Source organism: Sphingobium sp. WCS2017Hpa-17 (assembly GCF_031843765.1).
Classification (GTDB): domain Bacteria; phylum Pseudomonadota; class Alphaproteobacteria; order Sphingomonadales; family Sphingomonadaceae; genus Sphingobium.
Genome location: NZ_JAVTIV010000013.1, coordinates 14,581 through 31,791 on the forward strand (window position 1 = coordinate 14,581; position 17,211 = coordinate 31,791).

The following is a 17,211-nucleotide window of genomic DNA, read 5'->3' on the forward strand; positions in this document are numbered from 1 at the left end:
GAGACGTGTTCCTTCCCGGAAGGGGGCCTGCACCGAGGGGTGATTCGTTTCTGCGCGCCTCATAGGGGGAGCGGCAGGCAATTGCCACCGTCCAGCTTGCCGCTTATGGCATCTCCCATGGCTGGCACGATTTTATCCATATTGATGCTTGCGGGCGTGTTGCTCACGGGCGGTGGTATTTACGCGATCGCGAAGAAGGGCGACCGCAAACGGGGGGCGCTGATGATCGTGGCGGGCCTCGTCATGTTCGGCAATGTGGCGATCAGTGCGATTCCGGGGCCGGACCTGCCGGTGCTGGAGCCGCGCTAGCCCGCAGCGCCAGTGACGCGAGCAGGTCGGTCTGCGTCACCAGCCCTTGCAAGCGATGATCGGCATCGACCACGATCGCCGCGCGGCGGGCGCCGCTGCTCAGGGGGGCGATCAGCCGGGCGATGGGCGTGTCGGGATGGACCAGCAGCGGGCGACGGGCGATGTCGCCGGCGCTATCCCCGTCCTTGCCCAGATCCAGCGCGCCGATGATCCCCTGCACCCGACCGGCATCGTCCAGCACCGGCAATGACAACAGCCCGCGCTCCTGCATCAGCGTGCGCACCTGCACCATGGGTTGGCCGGCGGACACATGGATGACGTCGCGCGACATGATTTCCGCGCAGGGAACGCTGCCGTGGAGCCGTTCCGCGGCGCGCAGTTCGGCGTCGGCCAGCAACTGGCGCAGGTCCGCCTGATCCACGTCGAGCGTGTCGCCATAGCCCTTCAGCGCATCGGCGACGTCCTGATCGCTGGGACCGGCGCGCAGCAGCGGCGCAGGATCGGCGGTGCCGTGGCGGGCTGGCGCTTTCGGTGCGACATGGGGATAATTATGGCCGGCGATCCGGTGGAAGAGGATCGCGACGACCAGCAGCAGCAGCGTATTCACCCCGACCGGCACCAGTGCGAACATATAACTGCTCGCCACCCCCTTCACGCCCAGCGCGGCGGACAGGGCGACCGCGCCGCCGGGCGGATGAAGGCAGCGTAGCAGCGACATGATAGCGATCGCCGCGCCCACCGCCAGCGCGGCCGCGATGGTGGGGGCGGGCACGGCCTTTGCCACGAAAATGCCGACCAGCGCGGAAATGACATTGCCGCCCAGCACCGGCCAGGGTTGGGCCAGCGGGCTGGCGGGCACGGCGAAGAGCAGCACGGCGGACGCGCCCATCGGTGCGACCAGCAGCGGATGCGCCAAGCCATTGCCCAGCATCAGGCCGCAGAGCAGGCCGGTGATGGCGATCCCGCCAATGGCGCCGCTGGCCGCCTTCAGCCGGTCGAAAAGGCTGGGGCCGGCCGGGCCGGCTGGGATGAAGGCGCTGTAATAGCGGCTCCAGATCAGGCGTTTTTGGGGCGCGTCGGACATGACGGCGCGGCTAGGCCTGTCCGGCGGATGCGCCAAGCGGGAAAATATCGGGCGGGGTAAAGAGGGCGTTGGCCGGAAAAATCGACAGCTTCGACCAACGTCTAATCAAGGGCGAAGGGCGGCTGTCGTTCTTGTCTATGGAACCCGGCAAAACCCAGTCCCCACCCGCCGGGTTCCATCCTCTCCCGGCATGAAAAAGGCCGCCTTTCGGGGCGGCCTTTTTCGTTTGTCCTGATGCAGGCGATCAGCGGATCGGCGAATCCGGCGACAGGCGCATGTCGAGATAATTGTCGACCGACTTCATCAACTGGTCGAGTTCATGCTCGAAGAAATGGTTCGCGCCACGAATTTCGTCATGATGGATGGTGATGCCCTTCTGCGTGCGCAGCTTGTCCACCAGCTTCTGCACGGCGCTGGCCGTCACCACTTCGTCCGACGTCCCCTGCACGATGATACCCGACGAGGGGCAGGGCGCGAGGAAGGAGAAGTCGTACATGTTGGCGGGCGGCGCAACCGAGATGAAGCCGCGAATTTCCGGGCGGCGCATCAGCAACTGCATGCCGATCCACGCGCCGAAGGAGAAACCGGCGATCCAGGTCGTCTGTGCTTCGGGATGGAAGCTCTGCACCCAGTCGAGCGCGGCTGCGGCGTCGCTCAGTTCACCGATGCCATTGTCGAACGTGCCCTGGCTGCGGCCGACGCCCCGGAAGTTGAAGCGGAGAACGGCAAAGCCGCGTTTCACGAAGGTCTTGTACAGCGCCTGGGTGATGCGGTCGTTCATCGTGCCGCCGCCCTGCGGATGCGGGTGCAGGATCATGGCGACCGGCGCGCGCGGGCGGGGCGGGGGGCTGAAGCGGCCTTCGAGGCGGCCTTCGGGTCCGGGGAAAATGACGTCGGGCATGGCACCTGTTATGGTTCTGGGCCACCTGTCAGGGTGGCGGGATGGGGATCGGTGCGCGCAGGCGACGGCTTCACGCTGGCGCAGCGCGGCAAACCGCCTATATAGATGCCGCCGCCATTTCCGCAATCAATGAGTAATGCCGCTTGGCCGCTACACGTATTTATCTCGATCATGCCGCTACCACGCCGATGCTGCCCGCCGCGCAGGCGGCGATGGTGGAGGCGATGGCCAGTTGGGCCAACCCGTCCAGCCCCCATGCCGACGGCCGCGCCGCTCGCGCCGCGCTGGAGGATGCGCGCAGGCGAATGGCCGCCGCGCTGAGGTGGGACGGGCATGTCATCTTCACCTCCGGCGCGAGCGAGGCGATCGGCATCGGCCTGACCCGCGCGAAGGCGGGGCAGGTGGTCACTTCGCCTGTGGAGCATGACGCCGTGCTGCGCGTGACGAAGGGTGCGCAACGGCTGGCGGTGGATGGGAAGGGAATCGTCCAACCTCCTCGTCATCCCAGCCTTCGCTGGGATGACGTTGTGCTGGCCATCCAGCACGTCAATAATGAGACGGGCGTGATCCAGCCGCTCGATGGAATCGACCGCAAAGGCGCCATCCTGTTTGCCGATTGCGCCCAGAGCGCCGGCAAGCTGGCGCTGCCGGATGCGGACATGATCGCGATCAGCGCGCATAAATTCGGCGGGCCGCCGGGCATCGGCGCGCTGCTGCTCCGCGACCTGGCCCTGATCGAGCCGAGCGGCGGACAGGAGCAGGGCTATCGCGCCGGGACCGAAAACCTGCCTGCGATCCTCGCCATGGCGGCGGCGCTGGAGGCGCGGGAGGACTGGCTCCCCCGCGCCGCCGACATGCGCGCGCGGCTGGATGCGGCGATCGAGGCGGCGGGCGGCATCATCGTGGCGCGCGATGCGCCGCGCCTGCCCACCATCGCCAGTTACCGCATGCCCGGCCTGTCGGCGCGTGCGCAACTGATCCAGTTCGATATGAAGGGGATTTCGGTATCGGCGGGCAGCGCCTGCTCCTCCGGGTCGCTCAAGACCAGCCATGTGCTCGGGGCGATGGGCTGGGGGGACGGCGAGGCCGCCGAAGTCGTCCGCGTCAGCTTCGGTCCGCAGACTTGCGACAGCGAGTTGGACAGCTTTATTGCGACATGGACAGCCATGTCGCAGAAGGCAAGATCATGATATATCTGGATTATCAGGCGACGACGCCACTTGCGCCCGAAGCGTTTGACGCGATGGTGCCGTTGCTGCGCGACCAGTTCGCCAATCCGCACAGCGCGCACCGACTGGGCCGCGCCGCCGCCGCGCAGGTAGAGGTCGCCCGCGACGCCATCGCGCCGTTGCTGCCGCCGGGCGGCAAGCTGCTCTTCACCTCCGGCGCGACCGAGGCGCTGAACATCGCGATTCAGGGCGCGCCGTCGGGTGGCGTCGTCACCATCGCGACCGAACATGCCGCGGTGCTGGATACGGCGGAAGCGATGGGCCGCACCGGGCGCGACGTGACGGTCCTGCCGGTCGGGTCGGACGGGCTGGTCGACATGGCGGCGGCTGTGCAGGCGATCGTTCCAGGTGTCTCACTCGTTGTCGCAATGCTGGTGAATAACGAGATTGGCGTGATTCAGCCTGTCTCCGCACTGGCGGAATTGGCGCATGCGGCAGGCGCGTTGCTGCTGTGCGACGCGGTGCAGGGCTATGGCCGGGTGCCGATCCCGGCGACTTGCGACATGGTGGCGATCAGCGCGCACAAGATCCATGGACCCAAGGGGATCGGCGCGCTCTGGCTGCGCGAAGGGGTGCGCCCCGCACCGCTGATCCACGGCGGCGGGCAGGAAGGGGGCTTGCGCTCCGGCACGCTGTCGCCCGCGCTTTGCGCCGGGTTCGGCGTGGCTGCGCGGCTGATGCAGGAGCGGGCGGAGGCGGATCGCGCCCATGTCGAAAGCCTTGGTCTGCTAGCCCGCACCCTGTTTGCCGACTGGACGCTGAATGGTTCAGCCAGTCGCCGCTATCCCGGCAATCTCAACCTGCGGCGCGAGGGAATCGACGGGGCACGACTGTTGTCCCATTGCCGCAATGTCGCTTTTTCGCTCGGTAGCGCTTGCGCAAGCGGGTCCGGGCGGCCTAGCCATGTGCTGCGCGCACTGGGGCTGACAGATACGCAGGCGCGCGGATCGGTGCGGATCGGCTTTGGCCGCTACACCACGCCGCAGGAGTTGGAGAGGGCAGCAGAAGCATTGCAGGACGCGGCAGCCGTACAAGCGGCGCCGTGACAAAGGGAGCGCACGCAGAACATGACCAGGGTCACCTTCATCAGCGCCGACGGCGAGCGACGGCAGGATGTGGACGCACCCGCCGGGTCGGTGCTGCTGGACATAGCGCAGGGCGCCGGCCAGCCGCTGGAGGGCACCTGCGAAGGGCAGATGGCCTGCTCCACCTGTCATGTCATCGTCGATGCCGATGATTTCGCGAAACTGCCGCGCGCCAGCGAAGATGAGGAAGATATGCTCGACCTCGCCGCCGCCGCCACCCGCACCAGCCGGCTGGCCTGCCAGATCGTTCTGGACGGCAAGCTGGACCAGCTGACCGTCCGCATGCCGGGCGAATTCAACAATATGCAGGGCATGTGACCGCTTCCATGAAAATCTTGACCGCTTTTACCGCGCTGGCGCTGATCGCCACGCCTTCGCTGGCCGCCGACAAGAAGAAGGCCCCGGCCAAGGAACCGGTGCCGACCGGGGCGCTCGATTCGCTGATGCCGGCCGCGCCGCGCTATCTGGTGCCGCAATCGGCGCTGACAGCGGCGCGCAACCCGGCCGAGATCGAGAAGGAAACGGGCGGCCGGCTGGGTGTGGCGCTGGTGGACAAGTCCGGCGCGCTGCTGCTGGGCTTCAACCGGGATGAGCGGTTCGCCATGTGTTCGACGTTCAAGGCGCCGCTGGCCGCCGCCGTGCTGATCGGCGCGAGTGCGGGCAAGTTCGGGCTGGAGGGCACGATCCCCTTCAGCGGCGACGATATTCTCGATTACGCCCCGGTGGTAAAGAAGAACAAGAAACGCGGCCGGATGAGCATGGGTGAACTGGCGCAGGCGGCGGTCGAGGTGAGCGACAATAGCGCCGCCAACCTGCTGCTGCCGATGCTGGGCGGGCCGGCGGGGCTGACCGCCTTCATGCGCGCCCATGGCGATACGGTTTCGCGGCTCGACCGCAATGAGCCGACGCTCAATGAAAATGCCGAGGGTGATCCGCGCGATACCACTTCGCCCGCCGCGATGGCCGGGCTGATGGGCCGGCTCTTCTTTCGCGACATGAAGCAGGAGAGCGCCGAGACGCTGCGCACCTGGTTCAATGCCAGCAGCACCGGCGACAAGCGGATCAAGGCCGGCCTGCCGCAGGGCTGGACGTCGGGTAGCAAGACCGGGACGTGCGGCACCGCCTATAATGACGTGGCGCTGGTCCATGCGCCGTCGGGCGACGAATATATCCTGGCCATCTATCTCGACCGGCCGACCGTCGATGCGAAGAAGGCGGAGGCTGCGATCGCGGAGACGGCGCAGGCGGCGCTGGCCTTCGTCGCGAAGGCGCAGAAGAGCGGGCTGGAGTAGCTAAACTCTCTTTCTCCCCTCCCTTTTAAGGGAGGGGCCGGGGGTGGGTCGCGAGCGTAGCGAGCCTTCTTCGGAGGCACCCACCCCTAACCCCTCCCTGAGAGGGAGGGGAATGAGAGGGCGTGAAAGCCCCCTTGCCATCCCGTCATCACTTCGCCATATGCCGCGCCGGGAGTCGGGCGGACGTGATCGTCGCGAACCGGGTCAGGTCCTGACGGAAGCAGCCACAGTGATTTCGTCACGGGTCGTTCCGGCTCCTACTTTTCAAACAGCATCCATCTTCGACAATGGCCGTGCAAGCGGCTAGGACGTAAGCCATGTCCGATTCCCCGCAGCCCTACCGCGTCCTTGCGCGCAAATATCGATCGCGCAGTTTCAGCGAGCTTATCGGGCAGGATGCCATGGTCCAGACTCTGGGCAATGCGATCCGGCGCGGACGGCTGGCCCATGCTTTTCTGATGACCGGCGTGCGCGGGGTGGGGAAGACCTCCACCGCGCGGCTGATCGCCAAGGCGCTGAATTGCGTCGGCCCGGACGGGCAGGGCGGCCCGACCATCGACCCGTGCGGTATCTGCGAGCCCTGCGTCGCCATTGCCGAGGGGCGGCATATCGACGTCGTGGAAATGGACGCCGCCAGCCATACCGGCGTGGACGATGTGCGCGAGATTATCGAGGCGGTGCGCTATGCCGCCGTGTCGGCGCGCTACAAGATCTATATTATCGACGAAGTCCATATGCTCTCCAAAAACGCCTTCAACGCGCTGTTGAAGACGCTAGAGGAGCCGCCGGCGCATGTGAAATTCCTGTTCGCCACGACCGAGGTGAACAAGGTGCCGGTGACGGTGCTGTCCCGCTGTCAGCGGTTCGACCTGCGCCGCATTCCCGCTGACATGCTGGCCAATCATTTCGCCAATATCTGCGACAAGGAAGGCGTCACCGCCGAAGCCGACGCGCTGGCGCTGATTGCGCAGGCGGCCGAAGGCTCCGCGCGTGATGGCCTGTCGATCCTCGACCAGGCGATCGCCCATGCCGAAATGGGTGATGATGCGCTGCTGGTGACGGCGACCCAGGTGCGCGACATGCTGGGCCTGTCCGATCGTGGCTCCACCCGCCGGCTGCTCGGCCTGTTGCTGGAGGGCGATACCGGTGCGCTGCTCACCGCCGTGCGCGATCAATATGCGCTGGGCGTCGAGCCGCTGGCGTTGATGCGCGGCCTGCTGGAACTGACCCATGCGGTGACCTTGGTGAAGGCCGGGCGCGATATCTCCAGTCCCGGTCAGTCGGCCGAGGAGCGGGAGGCGATTGCCGAATGGGCGTCGCAACTGGGCTTCGCGCCGCTGCATAGGCTGTGGCAATTACTGCTGAAGGGGCATGACGAGGTGGCGAGCGCCGTCCTGCCGATCGAAAGCTGCGAAATGGCGCTGCTGCGCGTCATGCACGCCGCGACCATGCCCGATCCGGGCGAACTGGCGCGGATGCTGCGCGAAGGCGTGCCGACCGGGTTGCCCACGCCGCAAGGTGGCGAACAGGCAAGGCTGCCGTCCGAACCATCCGCCGCGCTGCCCCGCACGATGCAGGATCTGGTCGCACTGGTTGATCGGACCAAGCCATCGCTGGCCAATCATCTGAACGATTGCGCGGCATTGGTGTCGCTCAATCCGCCCGAGGTTGCGGTGCGATTGACCCATGACTGGCCGCAGGGCGACTTCAAGCGTGACCTGACGCAGGCGCTCAATAGCGCATTGCCGGGCATGAAATGGACCGTGCGGCTCGAGGAAAGCGGCGGCGGCGCGACCCTGCAACAGCAGGAGCAGGCCGAGAAAGCGGCGGCCCGCGCCGAAATATTGGAAACCCCGGTGGTCAAGGCGGCGATGGCGGCCTTCCCCGATGCCGAGCTGGACGACAAGCTCGAACAATGGAGTGCGTGAGATATGAAGGATTTGAACGACATTTTGGGCATGGCGACCCGTGTTCAGGAAGAATTGCAGCGGGCGCAGGATGGCCTGGACAAGCTGGAAGTCGAAGGCGCGGCCGGCGGCGGGCTGGTGAAGGTGAAGGCGTCGGCCAAGGGCCGCATCCTGGGCGTGTCGATCGACGACAGCCTGCTCGCCCCGTCGGAAAAGCAGATGCTGGAAGACCTGATCACCGCCGCGTTCAATGATGCGCGCAAGAAGGCGGACGAGGTCAGCAACGCCGAAATGGGCAAGATGACCGCCGGTCTGTCGCTGCCCCCCGGCTTCAAGCTGCCGTTCTGAGCGCAGATTTTGCCGTGACGGTGGATCATCATCTTTGGTTCATCGTTGCGCCATTATGACAACGGGCAATTGATTGCCACGACGGGCATCCCCATAATGGCGATGAACCGTAGGAGAGGGCCGCTTCGCTTCGGCCCCGGAGACTGAATGACTGTGCAATATCCCCTTCTGCCGCTGCGCGACATCGTCGTCTTCCCGCAGATGATCGTCCCGCTCTTTGTCGGCCGTGACAAGAGCGTTGCCGCGCTGGAAGCGGCGATGGAAGGATCGAAGGAAATCTTCCTCGTGTCGCAGCTGGACCCGGCAGAGGATGATCCGGGCCGGGATTCGCTCTACGATACCGGCGTCGTAGCGATCGTGCTGCAATTGCTGAAGCTGCCCGACGGCACCGTGCGCGTGCTGGTGGAGGGCAAGCATCGTGCGCGGCTGGAGAAGATGGAAGCGCTTGAGGCCTATCTGGTCGCCGATGTAGCCGATGTCGAGGACATTGCTGCCGAAGGGCCGGAGGCTGCCGCGCTGATGCGCTCCGTCGCCGAGCAGTTCGAAAATTACGCGAAGCTCAACAAGAAGCTGCCGGCCGAAACGCCGGTGCAGTTGCGCGAGATCGAGGATGCCGGACGTCTGGCCGATGCCGTGTCCGCCAACATCAACGTCAAGGTGTCCGACAAGCAGTCGCTGCTGGTCGAGGCCGATCCGGTCAAGCGTCTGGAAATGGTGTTCGCCTTTATGGAAGGCGAACTGGGCGTGCTCCAGGTCGAAAAGAAGATCCGTGGCCGCGTGAAGCGCCAGATGGAAAAGACCCAGCGCGAATATTATCTCAACGAACAGCTGAAGGCGATCCAGCGCGAACTGGGCAATGGCGAGGGTGAGGAAGGCGACGAGCTTGCCGAACTGACCGAGAAGATTGCCAAGACCAAGCTGTCCAAGGAAGCCCGTGCCAAGGCGACGGCGGAATTGAAGAAGCTCAAAGGCATGCAGCCCATGTCGGCCGAAGCCACGGTCGTGCGCAACTATCTCGACGTGCTGCTCGGCCTGCCCTGGGGCAAGAAGGGCAAGGTCAAGAACGACCTCAAGAAGGCGCAGGATATCCTCGATGAGGATCATTTCGCGCTGGAGAAGGTCAAGGACCGGATCATCGAATATCTGGCGGTTCAGGCGCGCACCAACAAGCTGAAGGGGCCGATCCTGTGTCTCGTCGGCCCGCCGGGTGTAGGCAAGACCTCGCTGGGCCGCTCGATTGCGAAGGCGACGGGGCGCGAATTCGTGCGCCAGTCGCTGGGCGGCGTGCGCGACGAAGCCGAAATTCGCGGCCATCGCCGTACCTATATCGGATCGCTGCCGGGCAAGATCGTCACCAACCTGAAAAAGGCGGGCACGATGAATCCGCTGTTCCTGTTGGATGAGATCGACAAGTTGGGGCAGGACTTCCGGGGCGACCCGGCGTCCGCGCTGCTCGAAGTGCTGGACCCGGAACAGAACAGCAAGTTCCAGGACCATTATCTGGAAATCGACGTCGACCTTTCGGACATCATGTTCGTGACGACGGCCAACTCGTTGAATTTGCCGCAGCCTTTGCTCGACCGCATGGAGATCATCCGGCTGGAAGGCTATACCGAGGATGAAAAGGTCGAGATCGCCCAGCGCCACCTGATCGCCAAGCAGATCGAGGCGCATGGTCTGAAGGACGGCGAGTTCGAAGTGACGGAAGAGGCCGTGCGCGACCTCATCCGCTACTACACGCGCGAGGCCGGCGTCCGCACGCTGGAGCGCGAAGTGGCGCGTCTGGCGCGCAAGGCGCTGCGCAAGATCCTTGAGGGCGCCTATGACAAGGTCGTCATAACCCCTGACAATCTGGCCGATTTTGCCGGCGTGCGGAAATTCCGCCATGGCATGGGCGAGGAAGAGGATCAGATCGGCGCGGTGACTGGCTTGGCCTGGACCGAAGTCGGCGGCGAACTGCTGACGATCGAAGCCGTGACCGTGCCCGGCAAGGGCCTCATCAAGACGACCGGCAAGCTGGGCGAAGTGATGAACGAATCGGTGCAGGCCGCCTTTTCCTATGTGCGGGCGCGTTCGCCCGGTTATGGGATCAAGCCGAGCGTCTTCAATCGCAAGGACATCCACATCCATCTGCCCGAAGGCGCTGTGCCCAAGGACGGGCCGTCGGCGGGCATCGGCATGGTGACGACCATCGTGTCGACGCTGACCGGCATCCCCGTCCACAAGGATGTGGCGATGACTGGCGAGGTCACTTTGCGAGGCCGCGTACTGCCGATCGGCGGCCTGAAGGAGAAGCTGCTCGCGGCGCTGCGCGGTGGCATCAAGACGGTGCTGATCCCGCAGGAAAATGAGAAAGACCTAGCGGAAATTCCGGCCAACATTCGTGAAGGGCTGGAAATCGTGCCGGTGTCTCATGTCGATGAGGTGCTGGCCCGTGCGCTGGCGTCCGTGCCCGAAGCGATCGCCTGGACGGAAGAGGACGACCTCGCCGCCCAGCCGAGCAATGTCGCGGGGCGCGACGGCGATCCCGCTTTGCGCCACTGATGTGAGGGAGAAAGCGGCGGCTATCCGCGGGTTTCGGCCATATTGCGCCAGTGGACGCAAATTTCGGTTCAAGCCGGTGGCTTCGTCGCTTTCCCTTTGACAGGCGCAGGAATCCGGGCCTTATTGCGCCCCCTACGCCGCGATTCCTAATACAACCAAACAGCACAAGGGGGTTCCCAAGGCATGAACAAGCAGGATCTGATCAGCGCAGTCGCTGAAAGCAGCGGCCTCAGCAAGAATGACGCGACCAAGGCTGTCGAAGGCGTGTTCGACGCCATCACCGGCGCGCTGAAGAAGGGCGACGAAGTCCGCCTCGTCGGTTTCGGCACCTTCTCGGTTTCGCAGCGCAAGGCGTCGACCGGCCGCAACCCGCGCACCGGCGAAACCATGACCATCAAGGCTTCGGCTCAGCCCAAGTTCAAGGCCGGCAAGGGCCTGAAGGATTCGGTCAACTGATGGGCGCGGCGCCTGCCGATCGGCGGGCGCCCACCGTTTGATGACCGTCCGGCATCGCGGCCGGAAAGTTTTCAGGAGAGTGGTGCGGCGACAGGAGGCATAGCCTCCGCGCCGTGAGACGCCGAAAGGCGAAAGAGACGAAGAGGCAGCGCCTTTTCGTCTCTTTCTTTTTGGTTTGTTTGGGTGGATTGCTGCCATTCCCCTCCCGCTCGCGGGAGGGGCAGCGAGACTTGCGCGCGCAGCGCGTTAGTCGCAGTGGGGTGGGCTGTCGCATCGTCCAGCCCACCCCCTAACCCCCTCCCGTGAACGGGAGGGGGAACATGTCCATTTCTGGTCGCTAGCCGGCCTTTATCGTCATGCCAGCGGAAGCTGGCATCTCAGGCAGGCGGGCGCTCCGTCAACAGATGGCGCGAGCAGGCTCGCCTCTTTCTACTACCGCCTTAGATACCCGCCGCCGCCGGGGTGACGATGGAGCATGGTGGTTCATCATCCCTTCCGCCAACCCGCCCCTCGACCGCGCCGGTACGCGGCGTTAGGAAGGTGGCATGACGGGACGACAAGCGGGCAGGGCGATCGGGGCGGTTTGGGTGCTGGCGGCGGCGCTGCTGCTGTCGGCCTGCGGCGGCGGCAACTATCGCCCGGTGCGTGACATGCCGGTGAAGATCGGCCCGCCCTACACGGTGCGCGGCACCACCTATGTGCCCGCCGCCGATCCCGGTTACGACATGCTGGGCTATGCCAGCTGGTATGGATCGGAATCGGGCAATCGCACCGCCAATGGCGAGCAGTTCCGCGCCAAATGGGTGACGGGCGCCCACACGACTCTGCCATTGCCCAGCTATGTCGAGGTGACGGCGCTGGACACCGGCCGGACCATAGTGGTGCGGGTCAATGATCGCGGCCCCTTTGCCGGACGCGGGCGGGTAATCGACCTGTCGAGGGGCGCGGCCGAGCAACTGGGCATCCGGGCGCAGGGCCATGCGGCGGTGCGCGTCCGCATCGTCGATCCGCCGGAAAAGGACCGGGAGAAGCTGCGCAAGGGCAAGGCCGCGCCGGAGCGGCCGCGCGTGCCCGAACGCATCCTCGCCAATCTGCGCGCGCAGTTGCAGGCATCCGCGCCGTGACGGCCGCCGCATGATCGAGCAGGCGGCGCAGAAGCAGGCGGTGCGGCGCATCGCCATGGACCATGTCGTCGCCGGACCGATGCTGCGCCGCTGGCCGCTGCTGGGTCTGCCCGATGTCTGGCTGTCCGGCAGCCTGTTGGCGCAGGTCTGGTGGAACATCTGTTTCGATTTCCCATCGCTGCATGGCATCGACGACGCCGACATCATCTATTTCGATCCCGACGACCTGTCCGAAGCGGGGGAGGCGCGCGCGGCGGACCATGCGGCGCTTCTGTTCGCCGACCTGCCGATCCGGCTGGACGTCAAGAATCAGGCGCGGGTGCATCTCTGGTATCCCGACCGCTTCGGCATCCCGATTCCGCCCTATCGGTCGGCGCGCGGGGCCACGAAGACGTTTCCAACCACCGTGTCGGCAGTGGCGATCAATGATGTGCATCTGTCTGCGCCTTTTGGGCTCGACGATTTTCTGGCGCCCTGCGTCCGGGCCAATGCGACGCTGATCGACCGGGCCTTTTATGAACGCAAATCGCGGCGCTGGGCGGCGCTGTGGCCCGATCTTGTCATCCTGCCTTGGGAAGATGCGGCTCAGCGCCCGACCGACAAATGACGAGAGAATCTGCATCATTGCAATATCATGGCAATTGCGCGCTTGACGCCTGCTATTGGGCCGCATATGTGGCGCTTCTCTCGGGGCTACGGCCCCTGTGGCGGTTGTAGCTCAGTTGGTTAGAGCGCCGGTTTGTGGTACCGGAGGTCGCGGGTTCGGATCCCGTCAATCGCCCCATTTTTCAATATTTCCCCCTCGATCCGAAGGGCGCTGTCCCGGTCGGGGACAGGCGCGCATTTCCTGTGTCGCGCCATGCAAAAGCGGTTCCCACTTTTCGCCCCGATGCTCTATAGCGCGCGCATGACCGACGCGCGCGACACGGGGCTGACCCTCAATCCCAAATATGACGATAATGGCCTGATCACCGCCGTGGTGACGGATGCGGCGGACGGCGACCTGCTGATGGTGGCGCATATGAATGCGCAGGCGCTGGCCCTGACGATCGAGACGGGGCTGGCCCATTTCTGGTCGCGCAGCCGCCAGTCGCTGTGGAAGAAGGGCGAGACGTCCGGCCATATGCTGCAAGTGCGCGACATCCGCATCGATTGCGATCAGGACGCGGTCTGGGTGAAGGCGGTGCCGGCCGGCCCGACTTGCCATACCGGTGCGCGTTCCTGCTTCTTTCGCCGGGTCGGGCCGGATGGCCTGACTCTGGTCGATCCTGCGGTCGATGCGGCAGGCTAGCCTCGCTGTCCTGATCCTGCTGGCGGGGTGCCAGCGCGCACCGGTTGCGGCCGATGCTGCCCCGGATGCCGGTGGCGTGCCGGCGTCCGGGCTGGAGCGCGCCGCGATCGAGAGCGGCGCGATCACCGACACGAGCAAGACATCGCCGGTCGGCCTGTATCAGCGCAGCCATGAGGCCGGGCGCGACCTGCTATGCGTCATGCCGGCCAAGGATGCGGCCTTCCGCTTCGGTTTGCAGGCCAATTTCGGCGAGGATCAGAGTTGCCGCGGGCAGGGCACGGCGCGGCGCGCGGGCGACAAGCTGATCCTGAGCTTCAAGGGTGGGGGGCGCTGCATCGTCGTCGCCCAATATGATGGCGATCAGGTCGCGCTGCCCGGCGTGGTCGACATGGCCTGTGCCGACCTGTGTCAGGGGCGCGGATCGCTGGAGGGGGTCAGCTTCCCCCGCATCGCCAGCGATGCCGCCAGCGCCCTGCGCGCGCGCGATAGCGGCGGCGACGCGCTGTGCGAAAGTTAGTGGCCGATATAACGGCCCGGCCTGTGATTGACGATCAGCACCATGTTCATGGCGGCAGCGGACAGGACCGACAGGCCGAACCGTTCGAAACTGAGCAATGGCAATGATCCCAGCAGGATCGCGATATCGCACAGCATCTGCGTCCGTCCGGCATTCCAGCCGCGCCGCCGTTGCAGGATCAGCGCGACCACGCCCACGCCGCCGACGCCCGCGCCATGGCGGGCGATCGCCAATATGCCGAAACCGATGATGGAGCCGCCGAACAGCGCGGCGAAGAAGGGGCTGACCCGCGCGATCTGGAGTGCGGTGGGCATGGCCAGACCCACGCCCATGATTGCGACATTGGCGAACAGGGTCTTGAGGCCGAACGCCATGCCCATCGCCCGCCCGGCGAACAGGAAGAAGGGGATGTTGATGAGCAGGAACAGCGCGGCGGGCGACCAGGGGATGAGGTAGGAGAGGAGCAGTGCGATCCCCGCCATGCCGCCGGTCACCAGATTGGCGGCCTTCAGCAGCATTAGCCCCATGGCGATGAAGGCGCAGCCGATGGCGATGGCATAGCCATCCTCGGCCAGGCTATGGGGCCGGGCGGTCGTCTGCTGGGTGGGGATGACAGGGGGCATGAACGATATCCGTGAAGCTATGACGCCATGGACATCCCCTGTTATATTATTACGCCCGCCTATAACGACATTACGCGCATCTGCAAAGGCTCAGCCGCCGGTATCGACCTGCGCCGGGCCGAACAGGTCGATCGCCTGGAACAGCCGGGTCAGTGCCTCGCGTTCCTCCGCGTTGATTTCCGGCCGCCACACTTCGAACAGCAGGACGACGCGGGTGTCGCTGCTACGGTTCCAGGCTTCATGCTCGATACTGTCGTCGAACAGCAGCATCTCGCCCTTGCGCCAGGCGCGCGTCTCCGCCCCCACGCGCAGCGCGCAGTCGTCGGGTACCAGCAGCGGCAGGTGACAGATCAGCCGGGTGTTGAGCAGGCCGTGATGCGGTTGGATATGGGTGCCGGGCTTCAGCAACGACCAGAGCGCCATGGGCGATCGCCCGGCGATCACCGGAATAGGCGCCAGCGCCAGCGCGGCCATGACCGAGGGGCAGCGTCGCGCATTCTCCTCCACCGGAGCGCCACTTTGCCAGAAATAGAGCGCCCCCCAACTGTCATCGTCGCGCAGCGGATTATTGGGCGCGGGGCGTTCCGCCACTGTCTGGACATAGGGGGCGAAGTCCGCATCCTGCGCGCGCACCGCAGCGAGTTCTGTGACGATCGCGCCGGTCATCGCTTCCATCGGCGCGACCCAGTCGAATTCGTCACGTTCGTAGAAGGCGCGCTGGGGCAGGCCGGGGAAGTAGAACATGCTGGGCTGTTGCAGATAAAGGTCGCGTTTGCCGAGCAGCAGGTCGGTGGCATGGGCGATGCGCGGCAGGGACGGCAGGTCGTGGATCGCGGCGGTCAGATGATCCTCGAACCGCTGACTGGATTGCGCGATGCTGGCCTGCGCCTGCTGCAACAAGGGTTGCAGTTGTGGCGGCGCGCCGGTGGCGGCGGCCTGTGCCAAAGCAGCGCGGAACCAGCTGATCGAGCCGCGCTCGTCGCCCCGTCGCAACATATTCTGGCCCATGGCGAGCAGGGCGGGCAGGCTGCGCATGTCGGCGTCCAGCATGCGCCGCAGCGCCGCCGCCTCGCCATCCAGATCACCGCTGCGGTTGCAGGCTTGCGCCAGCAGCATGGGGGGCGGGTTAGCCATCTCGCGTAGGGCCGCCAATGCGACCGGCACATCGCCGCGCCGCAGGGCGGCCATCGCCGTTTCCGCCAGTTTCGCTTCTCTCGCCTGATCGTTCATATTCCCGCTCTATCCGGCGGGTTAGCCGGGGGAAAGCGGCTTATTCGGCGGCGGCCGGGATCATGTCGGGCGCGCGGCGTTCCAGCGTGATAGCCAGCAGGAAGACGGCGAGGCCGCCCAGTGCCAGCGCTGCGCCGATCCAGCCGGTCGACACCAACCCATAGCCCGCTGCGATCGACAGGCCGCCCAGCCAGGGGCCGATCGCATTGGCTACGTTGAAGGCGCTGTGATGCAGCGCGGCAGCCAGCGTCTGCGCATCGCCCGACACGTCCATCAGGCGCGCCTGTAGCGGCGTGCCAAGGCCCCCGCCAATGCCGATCAGGAACACGATCAGGCTGAGCGTCCAGATATTGCCGGCCATCAGCGGGAACAGCGCCAGCGACGCGGCGCTCCACAGCAGCACGCCGATGACGGTGCGGTTGCGCGCCTTGTCCGCCAGCCAGGCGATGATCAGATTGCCCAGCGTCATGCCGATGCCGAAGATCGCCAGAATCACCGGAACATAGGTTTCCGACACATGGGTGACTTCCATCATGGTCGAAGCGACATAGGTGTAGACGGCGAACAGGCCGCCAAAGCCGATCGCGCCGGTCAGCAACGTCAGCCACACCTGCCCCTTGCCCAGCACAGTCAGTTCGCGCATCGGGCTGGCCTTGGCATCGCCGGCGTCGCGCGGGGCGTAGAGCGCCACCAAAGTGACCGTCGCCACGGCCAGCGCCGCCACGACGAAAAAGCCGGAGCGCCAGCCCAGCGCCTGACCCACCCAATTGGCGACCGGCACGCCGAGTACAGTGGCGACGGTCAGGCCGGACATGACCTTGGCGATGGCGAGCGTGCGCTTCTCGATTGGCACCAGACTGGCGGCGACCAGCGCGGCGACGCCGAAATAGGCGCCATGCGGCACGCCGGACAGGAAGCGGAACAGCAGCATCCAGTGATAGCTGGGCGACAGGGCGGACAGGGCGTTGGCCACGGCGAACATCGCCATTAGGCCGATCAGCAGCGTCCGGCGGGGCAGGCGCGCGCCGAATGCAGCGATCACCGGCGCGCCCGCCACCACGCCCAGCGCATAGGCGCTGATCGCATGGCCGGCGACGGTGATGTCGATGCCCAGGTCGCGGGCGAAGAAGGGCAGCAGGCTCATCGCCGCAAATTCGGTCGTGCCGATCGCGAACGCCCCCACCGACAGGGCGAACAGGACGAGCGCGGGATGCGCGTTGTGGGGGCGGGTGGCCATGACCAGCTCCATGCTGCGTTGCAAAAAGATACGG

Annotated in this window: 18 protein-coding genes, 1 tRNA gene and 1 other RNA gene; 15 read left to right on the forward strand and 5 right to left on the reverse strand. The window is 65.7% G+C overall.

All coding sequences use genetic code 11. The features are described 5' to 3' along the window. Nucleotides 1-117: 117 nt before the first annotated feature. Entirely contained in the window at nt 118-309 is a 192-nt protein-coding gene (locus RQH62_RS16685) for a hypothetical protein (protein WP_311269861.1), read from the forward strand. Here the strand turns inward: RQH62_RS16685 and RQH62_RS16690 are convergent. Both RQH62_RS16690 and RQH62_RS16695 read right to left on the reverse strand, forming a co-directional pair. After that, nucleotides 263-1,393: an HPP family protein gene (locus RQH62_RS16690; RefSeq protein WP_311269862.1), complete on the reverse strand. Its 1,131-nt coding sequence runs from the start codon at nt 1,391-1,393 to the stop codon at nt 263-265. The genes RQH62_RS16685 and RQH62_RS16690 overlap by 47 nt on opposite strands. Before the next feature lie 244 nt (nt 1,394-1,637). Then, nucleotides 1,638-2,294, reverse strand: coding sequence for an alpha/beta hydrolase (locus tag RQH62_RS16695; RefSeq protein ID WP_155186460.1), 657 nt, complete (start codon nt 2,292-2,294; stop codon nt 1,638-1,640). A gap of 143 nt (nt 2,295-2,437) precedes the next feature. Between RQH62_RS16695 and RQH62_RS16700 the strand changes: the two genes are divergently transcribed. From RQH62_RS16700 to RQH62_RS16765, 14 genes are all read left to right on the forward strand, one after another. Next, complete coding sequence (locus RQH62_RS16700; RefSeq protein WP_311269863.1) at nt 2,438-3,484, forward strand: aminotransferase class V-fold PLP-dependent enzyme; 1,047 nt, start codon at nt 2,438-2,440, stop codon at nt 3,482-3,484. Next, the gene (locus tag RQH62_RS16705; RefSeq protein ID WP_311269864.1) at nt 3,481-4,569 is read left to right on the forward strand and encodes a cysteine desulfurase family protein; all 1,089 of its coding nucleotides are present in this window, start codon (nt 3,481-3,483) and stop codon (nt 4,567-4,569) included. The genes RQH62_RS16700 and RQH62_RS16705 overlap by 4 nt, the downstream gene beginning before the upstream one ends. A 21-nt stretch (nt 4,570-4,590) precedes the next feature. Continuing rightward, nucleotides 4,591-4,926: a 2Fe-2S iron-sulfur cluster-binding protein gene (locus tag RQH62_RS16710; RefSeq protein WP_311269865.1), complete on the forward strand. Its 336-nt coding sequence runs from the start codon at nt 4,591-4,593 to the stop codon at nt 4,924-4,926. Nucleotides 4,927-4,934: 8 nt separating this feature from the next. Then, nucleotides 4,935-5,900, forward strand: coding sequence for an SGM family class A beta-lactamase (blaSGM, locus tag RQH62_RS16715; protein WP_311269866.1), 966 nt, complete (start codon nt 4,935-4,937; stop codon nt 5,898-5,900). 167 nt (nt 5,901-6,067) lie between these two features. Then, nucleotides 6,068-6,165, forward strand: an RNA gene (gene ffs, locus RQH62_RS16720) — signal recognition particle sRNA small type. Nucleotides 6,166-6,217: 52 nt separating this feature from the next. Continuing rightward, entirely contained in the window at nt 6,218-7,828 is a 1,611-nt protein-coding gene (locus tag RQH62_RS16725; protein WP_311269867.1) for a DNA polymerase III subunit gamma/tau, read from the forward strand. Between the two features lie 3 nt (nt 7,829-7,831). Further along, entirely contained in the window at nt 7,832-8,155 is a 324-nt protein-coding gene (locus RQH62_RS16730) for a YbaB/EbfC family nucleoid-associated protein (protein ID WP_120249737.1), read from the forward strand. Between the two features lie 147 nt (nt 8,156-8,302). Next, nucleotides 8,303-10,699 (forward strand): endopeptidase La, encoded by a 2,397-nt coding sequence (gene lon, locus RQH62_RS16735; RefSeq protein ID WP_311269868.1) that lies wholly within the window; start codon nt 8,303-8,305, stop codon nt 10,697-10,699. A 183-nt stretch (nt 10,700-10,882) separates the two neighbouring features. Further along, nucleotides 10,883-11,155, forward strand: coding sequence for an HU family DNA-binding protein (locus tag RQH62_RS16740; RefSeq protein ID WP_024019962.1), 273 nt, complete (start codon nt 10,883-10,885; stop codon nt 11,153-11,155). A 545-nt stretch (nt 11,156-11,700) separates the two neighbouring features. Beyond that, on the forward strand, nt 11,701-12,279 hold the full coding sequence (locus RQH62_RS16745; RefSeq protein WP_311269869.1) for a septal ring lytic transglycosylase RlpA family protein: 579 nt from the start codon (nt 11,701-11,703) through the stop codon (nt 12,277-12,279). Nucleotides 12,280-12,289: 10 nt separating this feature from the next. Further along, nucleotides 12,290-12,886, forward strand: coding sequence for a nucleotidyltransferase family protein (locus tag RQH62_RS16750; RefSeq protein WP_311269870.1), 597 nt, complete (start codon nt 12,290-12,292; stop codon nt 12,884-12,886). A gap of 100 nt (nt 12,887-12,986) precedes the next feature. Next, nucleotides 12,987-13,063, forward strand: a tRNA-His gene (locus RQH62_RS16755). Nucleotides 13,064-13,186: 123 nt separating this feature from the next. Beyond that, entirely contained in the window at nt 13,187-13,570 is a 384-nt protein-coding gene (hisI, locus tag RQH62_RS16760) for a phosphoribosyl-AMP cyclohydrolase (RefSeq protein ID WP_311269942.1), read from the forward strand. Next, a complete protein-coding gene (locus RQH62_RS16765; RefSeq protein WP_311269871.1) occupies nt 13,557-14,087 on the forward strand; it encodes a hypothetical protein in 531 nt (176 codons plus the stop codon). The genes hisI and RQH62_RS16765 overlap by 14 nt, the downstream gene beginning before the upstream one ends. Here RQH62_RS16765 and RQH62_RS16770 read toward each other — a convergent pair. From RQH62_RS16770 to RQH62_RS16780, 3 genes are all read right to left on the reverse strand, one after another. After that, nucleotides 14,084-14,710, reverse strand: a complete 627-nt coding sequence (locus tag RQH62_RS16770) for a YitT family protein (RefSeq protein ID WP_311269872.1) — start codon at nt 14,708-14,710, stop codon at nt 14,084-14,086. The two genes, RQH62_RS16765 and RQH62_RS16770, sit on opposite strands and share 4 nt — an antisense overlap. Nucleotides 14,711-14,800: 90 nt before the next feature. Continuing rightward, a complete protein-coding gene (locus tag RQH62_RS16775) occupies nt 14,801-15,940 on the reverse strand; it encodes an aspartyl/asparaginyl beta-hydroxylase domain-containing protein (protein WP_311269873.1) in 1,140 nt (379 codons plus the stop codon). A gap of 40 nt (nt 15,941-15,980) precedes the next feature. Further along, entirely contained in the window at nt 15,981-17,189 is a 1,209-nt protein-coding gene (locus RQH62_RS16780; protein ID WP_405053564.1) for an MFS transporter, read from the reverse strand. Between the last annotated feature and the right edge of the window lie 22 nt (nt 17,190-17,211).